Origin of the sequence: Phaeobacter sp. QD34_24 (assembly GCF_028890115.1) — a bacterium.
Classification (GTDB): domain Bacteria; phylum Pseudomonadota; class Alphaproteobacteria; order Rhodobacterales; family Rhodobacteraceae; genus Phycobacter.
The window spans coordinates 89973-114573 of the sequence record NZ_JARCJD010000001.1; the positions used below are offsets into that span (position 1 = coordinate 89973).

Genomic DNA, 24601 nt, shown 5'->3' on the forward strand with positions numbered 1-24601 from the left:
AGGGTAAATTATGCCATCCGTGCCGTTCCACGGACAGGGACACTGCCTCCCTTACCCGGAAAATCAAAGACCAAGAGGCGCTTAGCCAATCCTTCGGTGGCCTCCGCCGGTTTCCCCGTCCTGAGCTTGATAGTAGCTCTGCAATTGTTGCAACGCGATCCGCAACACGATCTTTCCCGAGCGCGCCGACCAGCCCAGTTGCCGTTCCGCCGCTTCCAGCCCCTCCAGATAGCAGCAACACCTGAGCGCAATATCGCTGAGTCCCGGACCCAGGGCCGTCAAGGCCCCCATCGCCCGGTTCTGTGCCTCCCGCGCCGATTGGCTGGACCAGCCGCGATTGTCACCGGTGCTGCAGTCGTCGGCGCCGAAATAGGCCGCCCCTTGCGCCAGGTGCTGCCCGACCTGGGCCACTTCGTAATCTTCGCGAAGCCGCTTTCCCGTCAGCACCAGATCCGGCGGCAAGAAGGGGTCGCCATTCTTGTCCATCAGCCGGGCCAGCATATCCAGCGGCGTCTCTGCGCCACTGTAGCGTTGCCGCCGCAGGCCCGGTGTCGGCGCCGGTCCCGACCGCGCTTTTCGTCCCTCCGCATGCTCTGCCCGAGTGCGGGCCTTGTTTTCGTTCTGGGCAACGATGCGGGTCAGCGCATTGCGCCCATTCTGGGTGATCTGATATCGGCTCAACCGGCCGGGGCGGGTGCAGGAGATCCATCCCAGCAGGGCCATGGCACCGGCCAGCGCCCGGGGCACCGGCAGTTTGGCCTCAACCGGGTCGCCCTCTCGCAGGACCACCGCGTTTTCCATCCCCTCCGCAACCGCCAGTACGGCGCCCGGCTGGCCCAGGCGCGTCAGCACCTCTGCCGAATGAGTCTCAAGTTCGACGGCCCGTGCTGCCCCTCCGTTTGAACCCGCCCCGGTTTTGACATTCCAGCGGGCCAGTTCCGACAAGGCGCCATCCACCAATGGATCATCGCGGCGATTTTCAATCCGCCGCACCTGGCGCAGGACCGTTGACGGATGGCAGCCGGCCCGGCGGGCCAGTTGCCTGATGGATTGCCCGGATTCCGTATGCTCCAGATAGCGCAAGGCGTCTTCGGGAACCCAATCCGGTAATTTGGAAACAGATAATGTGCACATGAGTAAGATCCCCAATCGTCACTCAGAGGAATAGTCCACATATCGTCCCCGCAGTTACCCACAGAGACATGGCAGCCTACTCGCCTGTTTTTGAACAAAACTTCGCGACTCCCCATCATTGTTTCCAATTTCGGTTCAATCAACTGACAATAGAGCGCACGCCGAAAGTCACGGCACGGCAACACCCGCTTAGGTTGTGTTATGACGAGCATCATTGCCCATTGGGAAAGGAGCTTTCCGATGCAAGATGTTCTCAGCCGTCTCGCGGCCCTGCGCCGCCCGCGCCTGCTGGTCAGAACCGCCAGGATCGGCGCCAGCACCTATGTTCGCAGCCAAAGCCTGCACCGTTTGCTCGGCTACGGGTCGCTGCCCAACTCAACGGCGGCGATTCTGAAACTTCTGGATCTGGAATACGATCTGAACGACCGGCGCCTGTCGGGGGATGCGGCCTATACGATGGCACGCCATATCGACGTGCTGATCGCCCTGATGGGAGAGGCGAACCTGCTGCGCCAATGCAAGGCTGCCTAGACTGAAGCCCTGAAAAAAGGCGATGGCCCTAAGACCACCGCCCCATTTGATCTGCCTGCCCTGTGCGGGATCAGAGGAAGGAATCCGGCATGGAGGCCTTCTTCTCCAGAACATAGGCTTCAAGCGCTTCCTTGATTGCCGGATCCATCGCAGGAGGCTGATAGGTGGACAGCAGGCGATCGACGCGGGAAGTCGCCAGCGCATAGGTGTCACGCGCGCCCTCTTCCTCCCAGGTCTCGAAGGGCTTGTAATCCAACAGGTCGGATTTCCAGAAGGCGCTCTTGAAATTGGCCTGGGTATGCGCACAGCCAAGATAGTGCCCGCCCGGGCCCACTTCGCGGATCGCATCCATCGCCTGGTCTTCCTCGGTGACGCCAATCCCCCGCGCCAGACCGTGTAGCGCGCCAAGTTGATCGGCATCCATGACGAATTTCTCGAAATCGGCGACCAGACCGCCTTCAAGCCAGCCACAGGCGTGCAGCATGAAGTTCACGCCGGACAGCAGCCCCATGTTGAGGCTATTAGCTGTCTCATAAGCCGCCTGCGCATCGGGCAGCTTGGAGCCGCAGAACGACCCGGCCGAGCGGAACGGCAGCCCCAGCCGACGCGCCAACTGCCCGGCGCCATAGGTCACCAGCGAGGCTTCGGGCGTGCCAAAGGTGGGTGCTCCGGAATTCATGTCGATGGAAGAGACAAAAGCGCCAAAGATCACCGGCGCACCGGGGCGGATCAGCTGGCTATAGGCGACACCGGCCAGAACCTCGGCCAGGACCTGTGTCAGCGTGCCCGCGACCGATACCGGCGCCATGGCCCCGCCCACGATGAAGGGCGAGATGATGCAGGCCTGATTGTTCTTGGCGTAAACCTCAAGCGCGCCCATCATCACGTCGTCAAAGGTCATCGGCGAGTTGATGTTGATGAGCGAGGTCATCACCGTGTTGTCCTGCACGAAGTCCTTGCCGAACAGGATGCCGCACATATCGACCGAATCCTGGGCGCGATTGGGTTCGGTGACCGACCCCATGAAGGGCTTGTCGCTCAGCGTCATATGGGCCAGCAGCATGTCGAAATGGCGCTTGTTCACCGGCACATCCGTCGGTTCGCAGACCGTGCCGCCCGAATGGTGCAGCCATTTGGACATATAGGCGAGTTTCACGAACTTCTGGAAATCCTCCAGCGTCGCATAGCGGCGTCCCCCCTTGGCGTCGCGCACGAAGGGCGGGCCATAGACCGGGGCCAACACCAGATTGCGGCCGCCGATTTCCACGTTCTTTTCGGGGTTTCGGGCATGCTGGGTAAAGCTGGAGGGCGCGGTCGCACAGAGTTTACGGGCAAGACCGCGCGGGATGCGTACCCGTTCGCCCTGGATATCTGCCCCGGCCTCGCGCCAAAGCTCCAAGGCGGCGGGATTGTCCACGAAATTGACGCCGACCTCTTCGAGGATGGTTTCGGCGTTTGCCTCGATGATCTCGATGGCTTCTTGGCTCAGCACCTCGAAATTCGGGATGTTCCGCTCGATGTATTTGGCGGTTTCGATCTTGATGCTTGAACGTTCGGCGCGGCGGGCGGCACCCCCGCCCCCGCGGCTGCGTCGACGCGGCGCTGCTTCAGCCATTTTAATTCCTCATCACAGGCGTGTTGTTGAGCCCCTAGTTATCCGCTTGCCCGCAGCCGACGCCGAAGGATAACGGCCAATCCGGTTGAAAACCGACATCAAAGCGTCAAAAATCTCTAGGCATAGATGTCCAATACTATGCCCCCGCCCGCTACGCCCCGCCGATCCAGCCGAACTTGGCCAGATTGCGTTCAAACACCGGCCGGGTGACAGCAAAACCGCGCGATGGGGCGTTCTGCCCCTTGCCAGTCGGCCTGTCTCGCCCTAAGAGCCAGACATGAGCCAGACATCACACGACAGCCTCCTGATCATCGACTTCGGCAGCCAGGTCACGCAGCTGATTGCGCGCCGCCTGCGTGAGCTGAACGTCTATTGCGAAATCCACCCCTATCAGAATGTCACCATGGACTTTGTGCGCGAGATGGCGCCCAAGGCGGTGATCTTCTCCGGCGGACCCGACAGCGTCACCCGCGACGGATCCCCCCGTGCGCCGCAAGAGATTTTCGACTACGGCGTTCCGATCCTCGGCATCTGCTACGGTCAGCAAGTGATGATGCACCAGCTGGGTGGCAAGGTACAATCCGGGCACGGCACCGCCGAATTCGGACGCGCCTATGTAACGCCTACGGTAAACTCCCTGGCTCTGCTGGAGGGTTGGTTCCAGGATGACAGCGACCGCGAACAGGTCTGGATGTCCCACGGTGACCACGTCAGCGAGATCGCACCGGGGTTCGAGGTCTACGGCACCTCCCCCAATGCGCCCTTTGCCATCACCGCGGATGTGGGTCGCAACTTCTATGCGGTACAGTTCCATCCCGAGGTGCACCACACCCCCAACGGGGCGAAGCTATACGAAAACTTCGTGAAACTGGCCGGGTTCACCGGCGACTGGACCATGGGCGCCTACCGCGAACAGGCGATCCAGGCGATCCGCGATCAGGTTGGCGATAAGCAGGTGATCTGCGGACTGTCCGGCGGCGTCGACAGCTCGGTCGCTGCGGTGCTGATCCACGAGGCGATCGGCGATCAGCTGACCTGCGTTTTCGTGGATCATGGCCTGCTGCGCAAGGGAGAGGCCCAAGAGGTCGTCACCATGTTCCGCGACCATTACAACATGCGTCTGATCCACGCGGATGAGCAGGAACTGTTCCTCGGCGAATTGGACGGACAGAGCGACCCTGAGACCAAGCGCAAGATCATCGGCAAGCTGTTCATCGACGTGTTCCAGAAACACGCCGACACCATCGAAGGCGCCGAGTTCCTGGCGCAGGGCACGCTGTATCCGGATGTGATCGAAAGCGTCTCCTTCTCGGGCGGCCCATCGGTGACGATCAAATCGCACCACAATGTGGGCGGCCTGCCGGAAAAGATGGGCCTGAAGCTGGTCGAACCCCTGCGCGAATTGTTCAAGGACGAGGTCCGCGCGCTGGGCCGCGAGCTGGGCCTGCCCGACAGCTTCATTGGCCGCCACCCCTTCCCGGGGCCGGGCCTGGCGATCCGCTGCCCCGGCGAAATCACCCGCGAAAAACTGGAGATCCTGCGCGAGGCCGATGCCGTCTATATCGACCAGATCCGCAAGCATGGGCTTTATGACGAGATCTGGCAGGCCTTCGTCGCCATTCTGCCGGTCCGCACCGTCGGCGTGATGGGCGATGGACGCACCTATGATTACGCCTGTGCCCTGCGGGCGGTCACCTCGGTCGATGGCATGACAGCGGATTACTACCCCTTCAGCCACGAATTCCTGGGCGAGACCGCCACCAGGATCATCAACGAGGTCAAGGGCATCAACCGCTGCACCTATGACATCACCTCGAAACCGCCCGGCACCATCGAGTGGGAGTGATCTCCCCCCTGCCCGGGCCGCGACTCGATTGTGATCAGCGGCCCGGCAGATCGTCGTTTGATCGACGCGATATCCCCTCTGCCTGCTCCTGCGGCTGCCACATTCCCGCTTGACCTTCCGGGTGAATTGCCACTTTTTTGCGCGGCAGTCACCAAGGAAGCACAGAAATGCACACGCCCCCCAGCGAGATCGTCAAGGCTGCCCTTTGGATGACAGGGGCGATCGTCTCGTTTTCCTCGATGGCCATTGCGGGCCGTGAAGCGGGGCTCACCCTCGATACCTTCGAAATCATGACCTACCGCAGCCTTGTGGGTGTTGTCGTCGTGACCCTAGTGCTGACGCTGACCGGCAAATGGCATCAGGTCCGCCGGGATCGAATGGGACTGCACGCAATGCGTAATCTGGCCCATTTCACCGGTCAGAACCTCTGGTTCTATGCGGTGACCGTCGTTCCGCTGGCGCAGGTCTTTGCGCTGGAGTTCACCTCCCCGATCTGGGTCATCCTGCTGTCCCCCCTGATGCTGGGTGAACGGATGACCAGGGTTCGCGCCGGTGCGGCGCTGCTGGGCTTCATCGGCATCCTGATCGTTGCAAGACCCTCTCCCGAAACGCTCACCCCCGGCATCGCCATGGCGGCGGCCTGTGCAATCTTCTTTGCCCTGACCGCGATCTTCACCAAAAGGCTCACCCGCCACGAAAGTATCGCCTCCATCCTGTTCTGGCTGACCTCGATGCAGCTGGTCTTTGGCCTGGTGATGTGCGGCTGGGACGGAGACATCGCCATTCCGGATGCAGCGACCCTGCCCTGGCTGGTGCTGATTGGTCTTGCCGGCCTTGCCGCGCATTTCTGCTTGACCACCGCCCTGTCGCTGGCGCCCGCAACCGTTGTGATGCCGATCGATTTCACCCGCCTGCCCGCCATCGCCATCCTCGCCATGGTCATCTATGGCGAAGAGCTGGTGATCTGGACCCTGCTGGGCGCCGCCGTGATCTTTGCCGCCAATTACATCAATATCCTGGATGCGGCGGGCAAGCTGCGCCCCCGCAAGGCGAACCTAGGCTAAGGAGACAGCCGACCCCAAGCCGACGGAAGAGATCCGCAAGAAACGGGTCGCTCTGGCGGGCGGGGTTCGCCACAGTGGAGGTCATGACCGATCAAACACATATGTCCCCGCGCGCCTGGGCCGAACTGCTGCTTCTGGGCCTGATCTGGGGCGCCTCCTTCCTGTCGATCCGGCTGGCCCTGAACGAGGTTCCGGTCCTCACCTCGGTGCTGCACCGCTGCGGCTGGGGCGCCCTGGTCCTGTGGGTTGCTATTCTGCTCATGCGCCTGCCGCTTCCCCGCGCTCCGCGGATCTGGGGAGATTTCCTGGTGATGGGGCTGTTGAACAATGTCCTGCCCTTCGCCCTGATGGCCTGGGGGCAACTCCATATCGAAAGCGGCCTGACCTCGATTCTCAATGCGACGACCGCAATCTTTGGCGTCTTGATGGCCGCGCTGTTCTTTGCGGATGAGCGGCTGAGCCTACGACGAGTCCTGGGGGTCAGCTTTGGGTTTCTGGGCGTCTCCATGGCGATCGGGCTTGATAGCTTTGCAAATCTGGATCTTCGAAGCACCGCGCAACTGGCGGTTCTTGCGGGCACGCTCTCTTATGCCCTGGCCGCCGTCTGGGCTCGCAAACGCCTGTCCGGCATGGCGCCGCAAGTGGCCGCAGCGGGCATGCTGACCACCTCGGCGCTGACCCTGCTGCCCGTTACCCTGCTGGTGGATGGTGTGCCAAGCCTGGATCTGGCCCCGGTGACCTGGGGCGCGATCTTCTACTACGCCGTCTTTGCCACCGCCGGGGCCTATCTGCTCTATTACCGGGTTCTGGCCATGGCGGGCAGTGGCAACCTGATGCTGGTGACGCTGATCATCCCGCCGGTTGCGATCCTTCTGGGCGCCCTGGTGCTGGGTGAGGTGCTTTACCCCCAGGCCTTTGTCGGCTTTGGCCTGCTGTCCTTGGGCCTTCTCCTTCTCAACGGGCGTATTCCCCTGCCCCGCTTGCGCGGGCGGAATTGACCCGGAGGCCCGCACTGGCTAGCAAGGCGCGACGACTGCAACTCAGATCCGGACCACCCATGCTCTATTCTTCCGCCCAGGCTTGGCGCGACGCCCCCAACAAGCGCGTATTGTTCTTTGGCATGTCAGGTCTCGGCAAGACCTATGTCAGCAATATCCTGCGCGGCGCCGGGGGCTGGTTCCATTACTCGATCGATTACCGCATCGGCACCCGCTACATGGGCGAATACATCGCCGACAATGCCAAGGCCGAGGCGATGAAGGTCCCCTTCCTGCGCGATCTGCTGCTGTCAGATTCCATCTACATCGGCTCAAACATCACCTTTGACAACCTGACGCCGGTCTCTTCCTATCTTGGCAAACCCGGCGACCCGGCCAAGGGCGGCCTTGCGATGGAGGAATACCGCCGCCGCCAGGACCAGTTCCGCCAGGCCGAAATCCACGCGCTCCTGGATACCGAATACTTCATCGATCGGGCCGGGCGGCTGTATGACTATCCGCATTTCATCTGCGACACGGGCGGATCCATCTGCGAATGGGTGGATCCCGAGGACCCGAATGATCCGGTCCTGTCGGAACTCGCCAAACATACGCTGATGGTCTGGATCAAGGGCGACGATGCCCATACCGAAGAACTGGTGCGCCGCTTTGACCGCGCCCCGAAACCGATGTCCTACCAGCCGGAATTCCTGACCCGTGTCTGGGAAGACTATCTTAGCAAAAACAGTCTATCAGAGGCAGATGTTGATCCCGATGCCTTCATCCGCTGGACCTATGCCCAGGCGCTGGCCCACCGCCAGCCGCGCTATCAGGCGATGGCGCAGAACTGGGGTATCACCGTCACTGCCGACCAGATCAGCGCCGTCAAGGACGAGGCCGGTTTCATAGAGTTGATCGCCGCCACTCTTGAGGCCGCCGCCTAGGCGCCCTATCTCAATCCCTCTTTACCACGATACAGACCTTCAAGGACCCGACATGCCCATCAAGATCCCTTCTGACCTGCCCGCCTATGACGTTCTGACGAACGAAGGCGTGATGGTCATGTCGCCGGATCAGGCGGCGCGTCAGGATATCCGCCCCCTGCGTATCGGCCTGCTCAACCTGATGCCGAAGAAGATCCAGACCGAGAACCAGTTTGCCCGGCTGATTGGCGCCACACCCCTGCAGATCGAACTGTCTCTGATCCGCATGACGGAACACCAGACCCGCAACACGGCGGCCGAACATATGGCCGAATTCTATCGTCCCTTCCAGGAGATGAAGGACGAACGCTTCGACGGGCTGATCATCACCGGCGCACCGATCGAGCATCTGGACTTCACCGATGTCACCTATTGGGACGAGCTGTGCGAGGTTTTCGAGTGGACCCAGACCAATGTGCACTCCACCTTCGGCGTGTGCTGGGGTGGCATGGCGATGATCAACTATTTCCACGGGGTCAAGAAACACCTGCTGGACCACAAGGCCTTTGGCTGTTTCCGGCACCAGAACCTGGTGCCCGCCTCGCCTTATTTGCGGGGCTTTTCGGACGATTGCGTCATTCCGGTCTCGCGCTGGACCGAGATGAAGCAGGATGAGATCGACAGCCACCCGGAGCTGATCACCCTCTTGGGCAGCGATGAGGTCGGCCCCTGCCTGGTAGAGGACCCCGGCCATCGCGCGCTCTACATCTTCAACCACTTCGAATATGACAGCGACACGCTGAAGCAGGAGTACGACAGGGATGTGGAGAACGGTACCGAGATCAACGTGCCGATGAACTACTACCCCAATGATGATCCAAGCCGCGCGCCGCAGAACCGCTGGCGCAGCCATGCGCATCTGCTTTACGGCAACTGGATCAACCAGATCTACCAGAGCACGCCGTTCGATCTGAACAACATCGGGCAATAACCCCTTGCTGTCCCTCGGTTTTGCCTTGGCTGCGGGGGTGGGCGCGACGGCCTTGCAAGGCGCGCGCCGCAGCTATCGTGCCCACAGATCACATCCACCCGAAGGGCAGTTTCTCCAGCTGGGAGACGCCCGGGTGCATGCGGTCGAGATGGGCCAACCCGCAGGCAGGGCGCCAGATGTGGTGCTGATCCACGGCTCCAACGGCAGCACCCGCGACATGAGCTTTCGCCTCGCCCCTGCGCTTGCGGATCGCTATCGGGTGCTGATGTTCGACCGGCCCGGTCTTGGCTACTCCGATCCCTTGCACCACAGGGGCGCCAGCCTGCGCGAACAGGCCGAGGTTCTGCAGCAGGCCGCCACGACACTCGGGGCCACGCGCCCTATCGTTCTGGGCCAAAGCTATGGCGCCGGCGTGGCCCTGGCCTGGGGGGTGCACCACCCGGACAGCCTGGCCGCCTTGGTGTCTATCTCGGGGGTGTCGCACCCTTGGGACGGATCGCTTGATCCCTTCTATCGTGTGACCTCATCGCCGCTGGGCAGCCGCCTTTTGGTGCCGCTGCTGTCGGCCTTTGTGCCGCAACGCACGATGGCGCGGGCCTTGGAGGAGGTCTTTGCCCCGCAAGGCGTTCCCGAAGGCTATGCCGCCCATTTCGGCACCGATCTGACACTCAGACGCGGCTCCTTGCGCGCCAATGCGCGGCAGCGGGCAAATCTCTTTCGCGATATCCAGGCGCAGGCGCCGCAGTATCACCGGATCAGCGCCCCGGCAGAGCTGCTGCACGGCGATGCCGACACCACGGTCGGCCACCAGATCCATGCGGATCGGCTGGTTCAGGATCTGCCCGATGCACGGCTGACCCTGCTGCCGGGCATCGGCCATATGCCGCATCACGTGGCCACCGACGAGGTCGCGGCCGCCGTGGACCGTGCGGCACAGCGCGCCGGTTTGCTGTGAAACGGGCTCACATTTCCCGGCATAATCGCCTATATAGAAGGGGATAGAGGAAGGCTTGCCAATGACACTGCCCTTTGACGGCGCCATCAGTGCCTATTACCAGACCGGTGCCCCGGACCAGATCCGCAACGCGATTGCGACAGCAAAGAAAGACGATGTGCTGGATCCGGGCTATCCGCATGACGCGCGGCTCAAGCGCAAGCGCTATGAGGCCGACATCGCCGCGCTGCAGATCGAACTGGTCAAGCTGCAATCCTGGGTCAAATCCACAGGTGCCCGTATCTGCATCCTCTTCGAAGGCCGTGACGCAGCCGGAAAAGGCGGTACAATCAAACGCTTTCGGGAAAACCTTAATCCACGTGGTGCGCGGGTTGTCGCGCTGTCAAAACCCACCGAGGCCGAGCAGAGCCAGTGGTATTTCCAACGCTATATCGACCATCTGCCTTCTGGTGGCGAAATCACCTTCTTTGATCGCAGCTGGTACAATCGCGGCGTGGTGGAGCATGTCTTTGGCTTTTGTGACCATGAGCAGCGCGAGCGCTTCTTTCACCAGGTCACCAGCTTCGAAGAGGCGCTGGTGGAGGACGGCATTCACCTGTTCAAGCTTTGGCTCAACGTGGGACGCGCCGAACAGCTGCGCCGCTTCCTGTCGCGCGAAAGCGACCCCTTGAAACAGTGGAAGCTGAGTTCGATCGACGTCAAAGGTCTGGCGCGCTGGGATCAATATACCGATGCCATCGGAGAGACGCTGTCGCGCAGCCACAGCGCGATTGCGCCCTGGACGGTGGTGCGCAGCGATGACAAACGCCGCGGTCGGCTGGCGGCGATCCGCGCGGTCCTGCATCAGATCGACTACGACAACAAGGACCCCAAGGCCCTGGGCGCGGTCGATCCGCTGATCTGCGGCGGCCCGGACATCTGGCATGCGTAAACGGGGCTACCACCACGGCAACCTGCGCCAGGCCCTGGTGGAGGCCGCCCTTGGCCTGATCGAGGAAAAGGGCCCGACGGGCTTCACCCTGTCGCAAGCGGCGAAACAGGCCGGGGTCACCCCGGCTGCGGTCTATCGCCATTTCGAAGGACGCGAGGATCTGATCGCCGAGGCCGCGAAACAGGGTTTCCAGATGTTCGCCGACCTGATGCAGCACGCCTATGAGAAATACCAACCTTCGGCGCTGGCGGCCTTCGAGGCCACCGGGCGCGCCTATCTGGCCTTTGCCCGCAAACACCCCGGCCATTACATCGCCATGTTCGAAAGCGGGATTTCGGTGAACCGCACGCCGGAACTGGCCGATGCCGCCGCACGGGCGCGTCGCATTCTGGAGCAGGCCGCGGACGACCTTGGCAAACATATCCCGGCAGAGAAACGCCCGCCCGCCTCGATGTTCTCGGCGCATATCATGGCGCTGAGCCATGGGGTGGTGGAGCTTTATGCCCGCAACGCCCCCGGCTCCACGTCGCCGTTTTCGCCCGAAGATCTGCTGGAGAGCGGCATCATGATCTACCTGCGTGGCCTGGGGCTGATAGAGCCGGATCAATAGGTCCTGCCCAACACAGTCTTGAAGGTGCACAAAAGAAAAAGGCCGCAGCGTGAACTGCGGCCTTTTCGATCTTTGTCGTCCAGCGATTAACGCTTGGAGAACTGGAAGGAGCGACGGGCCTTGCGGCGGCCGAACTTCTTACGTTCAACGACACGGCTGTCGCGGGTCAGGAAGCCTGCCGCCTTCAGCGCACCGCGCAGGGCGGGATCATAAAGCTGCAGCGCCTTGGAGATGCCGTGCTTGACAGCACCGGCCTGACCGGAAAGGCCACCGCCTTTGACGGTTGCGTAGACGTCGAACTGATCTTCGACACCGGCAACGGTGAAGGGCTGGCGCAGGATCATCTGCAGCACCGGACGGGCGAAGTATTTGTTCAGCTCTTTGCCGTTCACTTCGACCTTGCCGGAACCCGGCTTGATCCAGACACGGGCAACCGCGTCTTTCCGCTTGCCGGTGGCGTAGGAGCGGCCCAGCTCGTCACGGACGGGCTCACGGGAAATGGTTTCTTCAGCGACAGCTTCCACGCCTGCAACGGCGCCCAGCTCTTCGAGAGTGTTGATCTGATCAGCCATCGGTCTCAGCTCCGCGTGTTTTTCTTGTTCATGGATTTGACATCCAGAACCTCGGGGGCCTGGGCCTCATGCGGGTGCGCGGCACCGGCATAGATGCGCAGGTTGGTCATCTGCTGGCGCGACAGGCGGTTGCCCGGCAGCATGCGCTTGACGGCCTGGTAGACAACACGCTCGGGGTGCGCGCCTTCCAGGATCTGCTGCTTGGTGCGGGACTTGATGCCGCCCGGGTGGCCGGTGTGCCAGTAGAAGTGCTCTTCGCGCTTCTTGCCGGTCATCTGCACCTTGTCGGCGTTGATGATGATGACGTTGTCGCCCATATCCATGTTGGGCGTGAACGAGGCTTTGTGCTTGCCACGCAGGCGCATGGCAACGATCGAGGCAAGACGACCCAGAACAACGCCCTCGGCGTCGATCAGGATCCACTTCTTCTCGATATCTGCCGGTGTAGCAGAGAAGGTTTTCATGGCAGGTCTATCCTGTTTGTCGTGAAGACACAGCGCGGGCGCGCCGGCCTGAATTCGATGGACGGGGTTTACGGGGACAAAGGCGACAGGTCAACCACCCAGAACAAGTATTTATTGTTCGTTTTCAGTGGTTTAAAAAATAGGTATCAAGATACCCCACGTCAAACGCTGATTTGTTCAAGCGGATTGTCCAAAAGCGCGCGCAGACGCAGCATTGCATCCTCAAACCGTGCCAGCGACACCTGCCCATTGATGGCAATGCGCACGGCATTGGGCGCCCGCCCGTCCCGCAGGGCGAATTCATCCGCCGACCGGATCTGCACCCCCGCCGCTTCGCTGGCACGGGTAAAGGCCGCAGATCGCCAGCCGGAGGGCAGTTTCAGCCAGAGAAAGGGCACCTCATCGTTCCAGTTGATCTCAAAGGCCCCCAGCGCATTCACCGCCACGCGGACGTATTTCGCCATTTCCCTGCGCACCTCCCTGGCCAGATCCTTGCTGCGCGGATCCGACAGAAGAATCCGGGTCAGCTCCGCAAGCGGTTGCGACAGGCCGAAATAGCTGTATTCCGCCGCCCGGCGCAGCTCATGCGCGTGTCCCTTGGGCGCCAGGGCAAAGCCCACGCGCAGGGCCGGCGTCAGGATCTTGGAAATCGAGCATACATGCCAGGTGATATCGGGTGCCAGGGCGCGATAGCTGGGCGCCCGTGCATCTCCCATCCGGTAACAGTCATCCTCGATGATCTGCAGATCATGGCGGCGCGCGACCTTGATCAGCTCCTTGCGTCGCTCCAGCGGCGTGAACAGGCCGGTGGGATTATGCACTTCGGGACTGGTGCACAGAACCGTGGCGCCTGTCTTTCGGATCGCACGTTCAAGCGCATCCGGCCGGATCCCATGTTCGTCCATGCCGACCCCAACCACCTTGGCCCGCAGCAATTCTGACGCGCGGCGAAATCCCGCGTAGGAGAGGTCTTCGACCAGAAGCGTCGGCTGAGCCTCCTTCAGCACCGATTGCATCACCGTCAGAATGCCGTTCTGGCCACCATGGGTCAGCACCACCTGGCTTTCATCCAGCGGCCCAAGAGGCTGGTCCGAAAGCCATTGCACCACCGCCTCACGCACCGGGCGATAGGCATCGCGGGTCGGGTAGTTCAAAAAGGTCAGGGGATCGGCCATGGCAACCTTCTTCATGGCGGCGCGAATGGCCGCCACCTGCCCCACATCGGCGAGGCGTGGGCTGAACAGGCTGACATGATTGGGGTCGCGCCGTTCCATCAGGTGCAATTCCCGCGACCACACGTCATCCATCACCTTGGTCTGCCGCTCGGCCACGAAGGTGCCCCGCCCTACCTCGGCCTGCAACAGCCCCTCGTCCGTCAGCAAGGTATAGGCCCGTGCAACCGTGCCCGGCGTGATCCCCAGCTGATAGGCCAGCTCCCGCACCGGCGGCAGCTTTGTACCAATACGCAATGTATCGTTTTCCACCGCTGTGCGGATTGTATCGGCGACACGCTGGTACTTTGGCCCAGGTTTGTCACCCAGGGACGGCGCCCAAATTGTACCCATTACAATGCTTCCTTGGACAGGTGAGTCGGGGTTTTGTATCAGACAATCGTAGCAACAACACAGGATTGTATCAATACAATTGAGGATCAGACCATGACACAGCACGCACCCACCGCCCATCCGAACATCACATTCCTGAACACCCAGCCCACCCTGCCGGTGCTGGCGCAGGTTGCGGTAGAGGTCGCTGTTCTGGTTACCAAATGGTCGCTGCGCCATCGCAGCCGAAAACAGCTGCGCGGTTTGAGCCAGGAACTGCTCCAGGACATCGGCCTGACGCGCGCAGAAGCCCATTATGAAGCCACTCTTCCGTTCTGGCGCCCCTGATCCCCGGGGCACGGAACCACCTGACGGCCGGGGCTTGTTCCCCGGCCTTTTTTCTTTCCCCGCGCCAATCACCGGAAATTTACCCTTGATCGAATCCCGCATGGCGCCTAGATGCCCCTCACTTTCGGTACCGATCCCAACCCCGGACTCTTATCCGGGGGGGCGCTAAGGACCGGCTGGATTGTCATCTACTGGAACGAAGGGGAGTGTCATGACAGACGCCAACCTCTTCCAACTGGGGATCGGTCTGGAGACAGGCGCCCAAGAGGAAGATACCGCCCGCAGTGTCACCGCTGCGATGCTAGAAACCGTTGTGGACAGCGACCGCGAAGACCATTTCATCCGCCGCGATGGAAAGGTGTTTGCCGGAACCCATCTGATCATCGAAGTGATGAAGGGCACCGGCCTGGATTGCGAGGCGCGCATCCAGAACGCCTTCCGCAAATGTGTCGAGGTCTGCGGCGCCACCCTGCTGCACATCCATACCCATAAATTCTCGCCCCAGGGCGTGTCCGGCGTCGCCGTTCTGGCGGAAAGCCATATCTCGGTGCACACCTGGCCGGAAATCGGCTATGGCGCATTCGACGTCTTCATGTGTGGCGATGCGGATCCCTGGCGCGCGGTTGATGTGCTGAAAGAGGCGTTCGAGACCGCCCATGTCGAGGTCCGCGAGCTGTTGCGCGGGGAGGAGCTGATCGCCAAGGAGGTCGCGGCATGAGCGAGACCTGGATCACCGAACGCCTGCACGATCACTACGCGCAGAGCCTGCGCGTGGAGGAAATGCTATACGACAGCAAGACCGAGCATCAGCGCCTGAAAGTCTTTCAGAACGGCACATTCGGCCGCATCCTGACCCTGGATGACGTGGTGCAGACCACCGAAGGCGACAACTTCATCTACCACGAGATGCTGACCCATGTGCCGATCCTGGCCCATGGGGCCGCCAAACGGGTGCTGATCATTGGCGGCGGTGACGGCGGCATGGCCCGCGAGGCCCTGCGCCACGCCTCGGTCGAGCATGTCACCATGGTCGAGATCGACGCCGGTGTGGTGGATTTCTCCAAGGAATACCTGCCGATGCTGAGCCAGGGCGCCTTTGATGATCCGCGCCTCAACCTGGTGATCAACGATGGCGCCGCCTTCATGCGCGAAACCGATCAGAAGTTCGACGTGATCGTGGTCGATTCCACCGATCCGATCGGCCCCGGCGAAGTGCTGTTCACCGATACATTTTACGGCCACGCGGCCCGCGCCCTGACCGAGGATGGCATCATCGTCACCCAGAATGGCGTACCCTTCATGCAAGGGGAGGAGCTGACCGGTACCATGCGGGCCTTCAAGGCGCTCTTTGCCGATCACAGCTGCTATCTGGCCACCATCCCCACCTATGCGGGCGGGCCGATGGCCTTTGGCTGGGGCAGCCATTCCAAGGCGGCACGCGATATCACGCTGGCGGATCTGGAAAACCGCTTTGCCGCGGCCGGGATTCAAACCGACTACTACACCCCCGAGGTCCACAAGGCCGCCTTTGCCCTGCCCGGTTACGTGAAAAAGCTCTTCCCGTAAGAGCGTCACACACCGACTGCAGAAAGAACAACGGGGGCCATTGGCCCCCGCATTTCCTTGATCCATCGGTGAACACGATCAGGCCTCTGGCTCCTGATAGACACCCTGCTCTTTCAGCGCGTCCACAACTTCCTTGGGCATATAGGTCTCATCATGTTTGGCCAGGATCTCAGAGGCTTCAAACACACCGTTCACATAGCGGCCGGTGCCCACCATGCCCTGGTTCTCCTCGAACAGATCCGGCAGCACGCCGGTGTAAACCACAGGCACCGTGGCGCCGCCATCGGTCACGGAAAAGCGGATGCTTTCGCCCTGCCCGCGCACGATGCTGCCCTCTTCGACCAGGCCGCCAATGCGGAACACCTCGTCGCCGGTGGGCGGTTCGGCGACCACCTGACTGGGCGAGCGGAAATAGTTGATCCCATCCCGCATCGCGTAGCCGATCAAGCCGGTGGAAACGATCAAGGCCACAGTGGCAAGCGCAATAACCTGAATGCGGCGCTGCTTCTTGAGGTTTTTCATGACCTTAGCTCCCTATCTTTGGCTGGGTCCGTCGCTTAGGGGAACAGCGGTGCCATCATCAGGCCCGCAGTCTCTTCCACACCTAACATCAGATTGGCATTCTGCAAGGCTTGGCCACTGCTACCTTTTGTCAGGTTATCCAGCGCCGCAAAGACGATGGCCCGCCCTGGGATCCGGTCCGCCGCAACGCCGATGTGGCAGAAGTTCGAGCCGCGCACATGGTGGGTGCTGGGGGCGGTACCAAAGGGCAGGACCTCGATGAAAGGTTCATCCGCATAGGCCGCCATGAAGGCTGCATTAATCGCCTCCGCATCGCCCTTTACATAGACCGTGGCGAGAATCCCCCGGTTCACCGGCAGCAGATGCGGCGTGAACTGCACCTTCACCGGACGCCCGGCGAGTTTGGAAAACTCCTGATCGAATTCGCCCAGATGCCGGTGGGTGCTCCCCAGGGCGTAAGCATTGTAGCCTTCGCTGAGCTCCGCATGCAGCAGGTTTTCCTTCAAAGCCCGCCCGGCACCGGAGACCCCGCATTTCAGATCCAGGATGATCTCATCCAGATCAATCACCCCGGCCGAGATCAGGGGCCGCAGCGCAAACTGGCCGGTGGCCGCATTGCAGCCGGTCCCGGCGACCAGCCGCGCCGCACGGATCTCGTCCCGGTAGAACTCGGTCAGGCCATAGACCGCCTCTTCCTGCTGCTTGATCGCCGCATGGGGGTTTCCGTACCATTTCTCATAGTCGGCCGGATCCCGCAGCCGGAAGTCGGCGGACAGGTCGACGATCTTCAGATCGCTCGGCAGGGCCGCGATCACTTCCTGGCTGGTCTTATGCGGCAGGGCGCAGAAGCACAGGTCAATGGCCGAGAAATCGATCTCTTCGATCTTGCACAGGGCCGGCAGATCCATGTGGCGCAGATGCGGAAACACCTCTGCCATGGTCATGCCCGCTTTGCGTTCCGCCGCAAGTGCCGCGATTTCAATGCTGGGGTGCTGGGCAATCAGCCGCACCAATTCCGCGCCGGTGTAACCGCTGGCGCCAAGGATAGCCACTTTGTGGGTCATGTCAGACCTCATGTCTTGAATTATGAAGGATGTTTACCGCAGCAAATCGCGGCAAGGATAGGAAAAAGTCACGCGCGCGAACACGGATCGGGGGCGTGCGGGCGCTCAGGCCGCTTCGAAGGTGATTTGTCGTCGCAAGAACTGCGTCGCCCGGGCGCTGACGCGGCCCGGATCACCGGTGGTATAGAACCCCGCCTTGCCGGACCCATACATGTCCGGATGCCGCTGCAGGTAGTCGGCCAGGCTGTCGGCCACCAGATCGCCCTGGCTGAACACCTTCACCTCGGGGCCAAGCGCCTCCTGAAAGGTCTTTTCCATCAAGGGGTAATGGGTGCAGCCAAGGATCGCGGCCTCGGGTTTGGGCATCTTGCGCTGCAGGGCCTCCACATGGCTGCGCACCAGCGCCTCGGCCAGGATCATGTCGCCATCCTCGATGGCATCGACGACACCGCCACAGGCCTGCGCCTCCACATCGACGCCAATGGCGCGAAAGGCAAGTTCCCGCTGAAAGGCCCGGCTGGACACGGTTGCAGGGGTCGCAAACAGCGCAACGTGCTTTACGGCGACTTCACGCGGCGGAGAGTTGTCGCCCCATTGCCGTTCGGTCAGCGCCTCGATCAGCGGCACAAAGACGCCAAGGATCCGCTTGCCCGGCGGCAGGCCGCCCTCCTGCAGGCGCCGCAATGCGGCGGCCGAGGCGGTGTTGCAGGCCAGGATCACCAGATCGCAGCCCTTTGCCCACATGTTTTCAACGGCGGCCTTGGTCAGCTGATACACGTCCTCCGCATCCCGCACGCCATAGGGCGCGTGGGCATTGTCGCCGTAATAGATCAGATCAACCTCCGGCAGGCGTTTCTGCACGGCATTCAGCACCGTGAGACCACCCAGGCCAGAATCAAAGATACCTACCGCCATGTTTCACTTTCGCGACGCAATTGAGGTGGAAGCCCGGTCAGGCGCGGTGTTTTTCTTCGAATTCAAAACCGTGCAGGCCCGGATCCACGGGAGTTGGAGACAGCTCATACGTGGCTTTGCGCAGGAAATCCATCATTGCTTTGGCATTTGTGGCCAATGGGTTCAGTTTGTCACGGGTGATGGCCTCGCCGATCACCACGCGCACCGGCGTATCCACGCGGCGGCGGAACTCCTTGATCAACAGCCCCATCCGCAAGGTCGCATGCAGGTGGCTGGCGATCTGGAACAGCCGCGAGGTGTGGCCCTCGAAATAGAGCGGCACCACCACCGCATCGGATTTGGCGATCATGCGGGCCGTAAAGCTGCGCCAGCCCGGATCCATCGGATGGGCAAAGGGGGTCGCCGCCGTCGAAACCGTGCCACCCGGAAAGATCCCGATGGCACCGCCCTGCCCCAGATAGTCCAGCGCCAGCTTGCGGGTTTCAAGGTTGGTACGCAGCGCCTCCTTGGTTTCGGCAAAATCGATCGGCAGGATCACCCGGTTCAGATCCTCTGCCTTGCCAAAGACCTGATGCGCCATGATCCGGAAATCACCGCGGGTTTCGGCCAGGATATGCCCCATCATCAACCCGTCGAGGATTCCGTAGGGGTGATTGGCGATCAGGACGACAGGCCTGTCGCGCGGGATATTGCTCAGCGCCCCGCCAATCACCTCCAGTGACAGACCGTAGCGCTCCGCGATCACGCTCCAGAAGCTGCGGCCATTGGCGACCTCCTGCTCGTACCCGCGCGCGCGGCGGATAAGGCCCAGCCGGCCGGTGCTGTTCTCCATCAGCCGGATCACCATCCGTCCGGGCCGGGTCTGCGCCGAATGGGCGTAGGAAATCTCACGGGCGATCTGTCGCGGGCTGGGCATGGGGCAGGTCTTTCTTCGCACGATCACGGGCAGTGACCGGATCGGGATATCACCTTATCCGCCCAGCGTAACAGTCCTGTGACCCTCTCTCCCATTCCAGACGCAACAGCGCCGCGCAGTAGCGCGGCGCCGGGCCCAACGGGAGCGGCGCATTTCGCATGCGCCCAGCGACGGGCGGGAGCGCCCTACCGCGTTATTCCGCAGCCTTTTTCACTGGATCTCCACCCTGGCGTAGCACGGCAAGCAGCTCTTCGCGCCGCTTGGCCGCCTTCTGCTCATTCTCCATCTTCACCGGGCCAAAGCCGCGGATCTGCAGCGGCAGTTCAGCCAGCGCAACAAGCGGATCCATGTTCTCCGGCGCGGCCTTTGCCAGCCAGTCCTTCATGTCGCGCTCATACTGTTTGATCAGCGCGCGCTCCATCTTGCGCTCATCCGTGTAGCCGAAGATATCAAGCGGCGTGCCGCGCAGCCCCTTGAACTTGGCCAGCAGTTTCAGCCCGCGCTCCATGCCAGGACCAAAGCGGCGCTTTTTCGGGCGACCGTTGGCATCTTTGCCGCCCAGGATCGGCGGCGCGAGGTTGTAAGAGATCTTCAGATCACCCTCGAACTGCTCCTCCGCTTTTTCACGACTGCTCAGCAGCAGCCGGGCGACCTCATATTCATCCTTGTAAGACAAAAGCTTGTGATAGCCCTTGGCAACCGCTTCCTTCAGCCGTGCATCGGCAATGCCGTCCAGCATCTTCATGTAGCGTTTCGCCAGCCCCTTGCCCTGGTAGGCCACCAGGTGTTCGACGCGGAAGGCGATCTTCTCGTCCAGCGATTTCGGCAGTTCCACCACATTGGCAGGCTTGATCAGCTTGGCGACATCTTCCGCATGCAGCACCGCCCAGCGACCGATTTCAAAGGCCCGCAGGTTCTTTTCCACCGCAGCCCCGTTCAGCTCGATTGCCTGGGTGATCGCCTCATGGCTAACCGGGATCAGCCCGCGCTGGAAGGCGCCTCCAAAGACCATCATGTTGGAGAAGATCGAGTCTCCCATGGTGACCCGCGCCAGTTCGGAGGCATCAAACAGATCAAGCCGCTCGCGCAGACGCGCCTCCAACGCCACCTCCAAACGGTCGGTGGGCAGCTGGAAGTTGGTGTCGCGGGTGAAATCGCCGGTGATGATCTCATGGCTGTTCACCACACCACCGGTCTGCCCCGTGCGCATCAGACCGATGGTCTTGGCGCCTGCGCTCACCACCAGATCACCGCCAATGAGGGCATGGGCCTCGCCAGTGGCCACGCGAATGGCGCTGATATCATCGGGGCGTTCGGCAATCCGGCAGTGGATATGCACTGCACCGCCCTTCTGCGCGAGGCCTGCCATTTCCATCATGCCGGCCCCCTTGCCATCGATCTGGGCCGCCTGCGCCAGCACCGCGCCGATGGTGACAACGCCGGTACCGCCGACACCGGTGATCACCACGTTATGGGTGCCGTCGATCTTAGGCAGATCGGGCTGCGGCAGGTCGGGCAGCTTCAACTCGGCCGTCGCTTCCTTGCGGATCTTGGCGCCCTCCACGGTCAAGAAGGAGGGGCAGAAGCCGTTGAGACAGGAGAAATCCTTGTTGCAGGAGGATTGATCGATCGCCCGCTTGCGCCCCAGCTCGGTTTCCTTTGGCACGATAGAGACACAGTTCGATTGCACCCCGCAATCGCCGCAGCCTTCGCAGACATCCGAGTTGATGAAGACGCGCTGATCGGGATCGGGGAACCGGCCCCGCTTGCGGCGGCGGCGTTTCTCAGCGGCGCAGGTCTGGATATAGATGATGGCGGACACGCCCTCGACCTTCTCCAGCTCCTTTTGCACATTCATCAGTTCGGCCCGCTCATGGGTGGTCACACCGGCCGGGAACTGTTTGAAATCGATCTCTTCCTTCTCGTCATAGACGATGGCAAGGCGCTTGACCCCCATGGCCTTCAGCTCATGTGCGATGCGATAGGCGCTGAGCCCCCCTTCGTTGCCCTGGCCACCGGTCATGGCCACCGCATCATTGTAGAGGATCTTGTAGGTCATGGTGGTGCCTTCGGCGAGTGCCGCGCGGATCGCCTGCACGCCCGAATGGTTGTAGGTGCCATCACCCAGGTTCTGGAACACGTGCTGGCGCTTGGAGAACGGCGCCTCGCCGATCCAGTTGGCACCCTCGCCGCCCATATGGGTAAAGCCCAGCGTATTGCGGTCCATCCACTGCACCATGAAGTGACAGCCGATGCCCGCATAGGCACGGCTGCCATCCGGCACCTTGGTCGAGGAGTTATGCGGGCAGCCCGAGCAGAAATAAGGCAGCCGCGCTGCGATTTCCTCGGCGTTGTCGGCGCGGCGTGCCTCGTCCAGGCTGGCCAGCCCTGCGCGGATTGCTTCGGTGTCGCGGCCTTCTTCGATCAGGATCTCACCCAGTTTCTCGGCGATCATGATCGGGTCCAGCGCATAGCGGGTCGGGAACAGCTCCGGCCCGTGCATCGAGCCTGCACCGCCGCCCTTGTGCCAGCCATAGACCCGGCTGTGACGGTCTTCGAACAAGGCTTCCTTGATCTGAATTTCAATGAGCTTGCGCTTTTCCTCGACGACCACGATCAAATCCAGATCTTCCGCCCAGTCGTGGAACCCTTTCATGTCGAGCGGCCAGACCTGCCCGACCTTATAGGTGGTGATCCCTAACCGTTCGGCCATGGCTTCGTCGATATTCAGCAGCGACAGCGCATGCACCAGATCCAGCCAGTTCTTGCCCGCCGCGACAAAACCGATCTTGGCGCCGGGCTTGCCCCAGACGCGCTTGTCCATCTTGTTTGCATGACTGAAGGCTTCGGCGGCAAAGCGTTTTTGATCGATGATCCGGTCTTCCTGCTGGAACCGGTCATCCACCAGGCGGATGTTCAAGCCATCGGCAGGCATGTCGAACTTCGGCAGCACCAGTTGCACGCGATCGGGGCTGGCATCCACCACGGATGTAACCTCGATGGTGTCCTTCATGGTCTTTAGCCCCACCCAAAGCCCCGAATAGCGGCTCAGCGCATAGCCATAGAGACCGTAATCGAGGATCTCCTGCACGCCGGCCGGGCTCAGGATCGGCAGATAGGCATCCATCAGCGCCCATTCGGACTGATGCAGCACGGTCGAGCTTTCGCCGGTGTGATCATCGCCCATGGCAACCAGCACGCCGCCGTTCTTCGAAGTGCCCGCCATATTGGCATGGCGGAAGGCATCCCCGGCCCGGTCCACGCCCGGCCCCTTGCCATACCAAAGACCAAAGACACCGTCGAATTTACCTTCACCGCGAATCTCGGCCTGCTGCGCCCCCCAAAGCGCCGTGACCGCCAGGTCTTCGTTCAGCCCGTATTGAAAGGTGACATCAGCCTCTTTCAGCTGCTTTTCGGCGCGGCTCATCTGCATGTCGACGGCGCCCAGGGGCGATCCGCGATAGCCGGTCACAAGCCCGGCGGTGTTCAATCCGGCCGCTTCATCCCGTGCCTTTTGCATCAGCATCAGACGCACCAGAGCCTGGGTGCCGTTCAGCATCACGGGCGATTTGCTCAGATCATATTTGTCATTCAGCGAGATCTTTTGCGTGCTCATCCGGTCCTCCCAACCAAAAGTGGCTTGCAATCTGTTCGATCGATATTAGGTCACAAATGCTGACCTGTATCGAGATCTTTGTCAATATCCTTTCCGTAAGGTACGCCTACGATCGGAAATTGATCCCGATGTAGAGTTTCATGTAGTGTAATAGTACCAAAGCGAAAGTAACGAATATGGATTGGGACAAGCTTAGAATTTTTCACGCCGTTGCCGACGTTGGCAGCCTGACCCATGCCGGTGACAAGCTGAACCTGTCGCAATCCGCCGTCAGCCGCCAGATCCGCGCGTTGGAAGAAAGCCTGAACGTCACGTTATTTCACCGCCACGCCCGCGGGCTGATCCTGACCGAACAGGGTGAGCTGCTGTTCGATGCCACCAAATCCATGTCCAAGCGGCTCGAAGCCGCCTCGGCCCGAATCCGGGACAGCGAGGAAGAGGTCTTTGGCGAGCTGCGCGTGACCACCACCTTTGGTTTTGGCACCCTGTGGCTGGCGCCGCGCCTGACGAAACTCTTTGAACAATACCCCAACCTCAAGATCGACCTGATGCTGGAAGAGCGGGTGTTGGATCTGCCCATGCGCGAAGCCGATGTCGCCATCCGCATGAAGGAACCGAGCCAGGCCGATCTGGTGCGCAAGCGGCTGATGACCGTTCAGATGCGCCTTTATGCATCCCGCGCATATCTCGACCGTAACGGCACGCCTGAAACCGTCGAGGACATCAAGGACCACCGGCTGATCTGCCAGAACCAGAACTCTGCCCAGGTGGGATCGGCAGCCGTCCTGGTGCAGAAACTGATCACCCATAGCCCGGCGTCCATGCTGTCGGTGAACAACTATTTCGGCGTGCTGCAGGGGGTGCTGCATGATCTCGGAATCGGCATTCTTCCCGACTATGTCACCGAAGATTTCCCCGATTTGGTGCAGGTTCTGCCCCATGAGGACACCAGCGGCGTGCCGGTTTACCTTGCCTATCCGGAAGAATTGCGCCACTCGCAGCGGGTTTCCGCTTTCCGCGATTTTGTGCAGACCGAGATCATGGCACATCGTAAACATATGAAAGAGTTGGGGAAACTCTAGGCAATTTCCCTTCGGCCAAAAGCCATGCAAAAACTGCATAGCAGGAATGACTCAATTCGAGACGGAAAAATCTTGATGCGGCAGGAGGCAATCCCTAAATGACCCTCATGAAGACGGCGCCTCGGCGCGCTTCATACCTCCCTGTTGGACTTCGGCCGAGCTTAGTGCTCGGCCTTTTTTTTGGCGCACCGACTTCACGGATTCCAGCGGCCTTCCAATTCTGGGCATGACTGAAGCGTCCAACGCTGCGCTTGGCAAGCCGCCGGTCGCCACGCATTAATCGGATTTCATGACTGCACGATTAATGGCCGGTTTCATGTGCCGCCAAGACATCTGTGCCCGAAAATGAAGCAGGTAGCATACTGCGGATCAGCCAAAGGCCCTCTGTGCGACCTTGGATCACGATCCAGCATGT

23 protein-coding genes are annotated in these 24601 nt (G+C 61.3%); 13 read left to right on the top strand and 10 right to left on the bottom strand.

The annotated features are described in order from the left end of the window. Positions 1-81 precede the first annotated feature (81 nt). Positions 82-1134 carry a DUF6456 domain-containing protein gene (locus PXK07_RS00415; protein WP_274846208.1) on the bottom strand — a complete coding sequence of 351 codons (1053 nt, stop codon included), beginning with the start codon at positions 1132-1134 and terminating at the stop codon, positions 82-84. A gap of 240 nt (positions 1135-1374) precedes the next feature. On the opposite strand from PXK07_RS00415, the gene PXK07_RS00420 reads away from it, so the two are divergent. Beyond that, positions 1375-1665 (top strand): DUF6477 family protein, encoded by a 291-nt coding sequence (locus PXK07_RS00420; RefSeq protein WP_274846209.1) that lies wholly within the window; start codon positions 1375-1377, stop codon positions 1663-1665. Between the two features lie 70 nt (positions 1666-1735). Here the strand turns inward: PXK07_RS00420 and PXK07_RS00425 are convergent, their stop codons facing one another. Then, entirely contained in the window at positions 1736-3280 is a 1545-nt protein-coding gene (locus PXK07_RS00425) for a trimethylamine methyltransferase family protein (RefSeq protein WP_274846210.1), read from the bottom strand. A gap of 277 nt (positions 3281-3557) precedes the next feature. Here PXK07_RS00425 and guaA point away from each other — a divergent pair, with 277 nt between their 5' ends. The 8 genes from guaA (at position 3558) to PXK07_RS00465 (ending at position 11577) form a co-directional block, all read left to right on the top strand. After that, complete coding sequence (guaA, locus tag PXK07_RS00430) at positions 3558-5126, top strand: glutamine-hydrolyzing GMP synthase (protein WP_274846211.1); 1569 nt, start codon at positions 3558-3560, stop codon at positions 5124-5126. A gap of 167 nt (positions 5127-5293) precedes the next feature. Beyond that, a complete protein-coding gene (locus tag PXK07_RS00435; protein ID WP_274846212.1) occupies positions 5294-6190 on the top strand; it encodes a DMT family transporter in 897 nt (298 codons plus the stop codon). Between the two features lie 83 nt (positions 6191-6273). Then, complete coding sequence (locus tag PXK07_RS00440; RefSeq protein WP_274846213.1) at positions 6274-7188, top strand: DMT family transporter; 915 nt, start codon at positions 6274-6276, stop codon at positions 7186-7188. A gap of 59 nt (positions 7189-7247) precedes the next feature. Continuing rightward, a complete protein-coding gene (locus tag PXK07_RS00445) occupies positions 7248-8111 on the top strand; it encodes an ATPase (RefSeq protein ID WP_274846214.1) in 864 nt (287 codons plus the stop codon). Between the two features lie 52 nt (positions 8112-8163). Next, positions 8164-9081: a homoserine O-acetyltransferase MetA gene (gene metA / locus PXK07_RS00450; RefSeq protein WP_274846215.1), complete on the top strand. Its 918-nt coding sequence runs from the start codon at positions 8164-8166 to the stop codon at positions 9079-9081. A gap of 4 nt (positions 9082-9085) precedes the next feature. Beyond that, positions 9086-10036 (top strand): alpha/beta fold hydrolase, encoded by a 951-nt coding sequence (locus PXK07_RS00455; protein ID WP_274846216.1) that lies wholly within the window; start codon positions 9086-9088, stop codon positions 10034-10036. 61 nt (positions 10037-10097) lie between these two features. After that, the gene (ppk2, locus tag PXK07_RS00460; RefSeq protein WP_274846217.1) at positions 10098-10967 is read left to right on the top strand and encodes a polyphosphate kinase 2; all 870 of its coding nucleotides are present in this window, start codon (positions 10098-10100) and stop codon (positions 10965-10967) included. Continuing rightward, on the top strand, positions 10960-11577 hold the full coding sequence (locus tag PXK07_RS00465) for a TetR/AcrR family transcriptional regulator (protein ID WP_274846218.1): 618 nt from the start codon (positions 10960-10962) through the stop codon (positions 11575-11577). The genes ppk2 and PXK07_RS00465 overlap by 8 nt, the downstream gene beginning before the upstream one ends. 86 nt (positions 11578-11663) lie before the next feature. Here PXK07_RS00465 and rpsI read toward each other — a convergent pair whose 3' ends face one another. From rpsI to PXK07_RS00480, 3 genes are all read right to left on the bottom strand, one after another. After that, the gene (gene rpsI / locus PXK07_RS00470; RefSeq protein ID WP_274846219.1) at positions 11664-12149 is read right to left on the bottom strand and encodes a 30S ribosomal protein S9; all 486 of its coding nucleotides are present in this window, start codon (positions 12147-12149) and stop codon (positions 11664-11666) included. Positions 12150-12154: 5 nt separating this feature from the next. Continuing rightward, positions 12155-12613, bottom strand: a complete 459-nt coding sequence (gene rplM / locus PXK07_RS00475) for a 50S ribosomal protein L13 (RefSeq protein ID WP_274846220.1) — start codon at positions 12611-12613, stop codon at positions 12155-12157. A gap of 161 nt (positions 12614-12774) precedes the next feature. Further along, on the bottom strand, positions 12775-14178 hold the full coding sequence (locus PXK07_RS00480; RefSeq protein WP_274846221.1) for an aminotransferase-like domain-containing protein: 1404 nt from the start codon (positions 14176-14178) through the stop codon (positions 12775-12777). 93 nt (positions 14179-14271) lie between these two features. Here PXK07_RS00480 and PXK07_RS00485 point away from each other — a divergent pair, with 93 nt between their 5' ends. The 3 genes from PXK07_RS00485 to speE all read left to right on the top strand — a co-directional run bounded on the left by PXK07_RS00485 (position 14272) and on the right by speE (position 16071). Further along, entirely contained in the window at positions 14272-14505 is a 234-nt protein-coding gene (locus tag PXK07_RS00485) for a DUF1127 domain-containing protein (protein WP_274846222.1), read from the top strand. Positions 14506-14716: 211 nt separating this feature from the next. Further along, positions 14717-15223, top strand: a complete 507-nt coding sequence (gene speD / locus PXK07_RS00490) for an adenosylmethionine decarboxylase (protein ID WP_274846223.1) — start codon at positions 14717-14719, stop codon at positions 15221-15223. Continuing rightward, positions 15220-16071, top strand: a complete 852-nt coding sequence (gene speE, locus PXK07_RS00495; protein ID WP_274846224.1) for a polyamine aminopropyltransferase — start codon at positions 15220-15222, stop codon at positions 16069-16071. Before speD ends, speE begins: the two co-directional genes overlap by 4 nt. 78 nt (positions 16072-16149) lie before the next feature. On the opposite strand, the gene ccmE is transcribed toward speE, so the two are convergent. The 5 genes from ccmE to PXK07_RS00520 all read right to left on the bottom strand — a co-directional run bounded on the left by ccmE (position 16150) and on the right by PXK07_RS00520 (position 23104). Further along, the gene (gene ccmE, locus PXK07_RS00500) at positions 16150-16593 is read right to left on the bottom strand and encodes a cytochrome c maturation protein CcmE (protein WP_274846225.1); all 444 of its coding nucleotides are present in this window, start codon (positions 16591-16593) and stop codon (positions 16150-16152) included. A 35-nt stretch (positions 16594-16628) separates the two neighbouring features. Next, on the bottom strand, positions 16629-17657 hold the full coding sequence (gene argC, locus PXK07_RS00505) for an N-acetyl-gamma-glutamyl-phosphate reductase (protein ID WP_274846226.1): 1029 nt from the start codon (positions 17655-17657) through the stop codon (positions 16629-16631). Between the two features lie 105 nt (positions 17658-17762). Then, entirely contained in the window at positions 17763-18572 is an 810-nt protein-coding gene (murI, locus tag PXK07_RS00510) for a glutamate racemase (protein WP_274846227.1), read from the bottom strand. Positions 18573-18609: 37 nt separating this feature from the next. Beyond that, positions 18610-19488, bottom strand: a complete 879-nt coding sequence (locus PXK07_RS00515) for a lysophospholipid acyltransferase family protein (protein WP_274846228.1) — start codon at positions 19486-19488, stop codon at positions 18610-18612. Positions 19489-19681: 193 nt separating this feature from the next. Further along, complete coding sequence (locus tag PXK07_RS00520; RefSeq protein WP_274846229.1) at positions 19682-23104, bottom strand: indolepyruvate ferredoxin oxidoreductase family protein; 3423 nt, start codon at positions 23102-23104, stop codon at positions 19682-19684. A gap of 176 nt (positions 23105-23280) precedes the next feature. On the opposite strand from PXK07_RS00520, the gene PXK07_RS00525 reads away from it, so the two are divergent. Further along, a complete protein-coding gene (locus tag PXK07_RS00525) occupies positions 23281-24186 on the top strand; it encodes a LysR family transcriptional regulator (RefSeq protein WP_274846230.1) in 906 nt (301 codons plus the stop codon). Positions 24187-24601 lie beyond the last annotated feature (415 nt).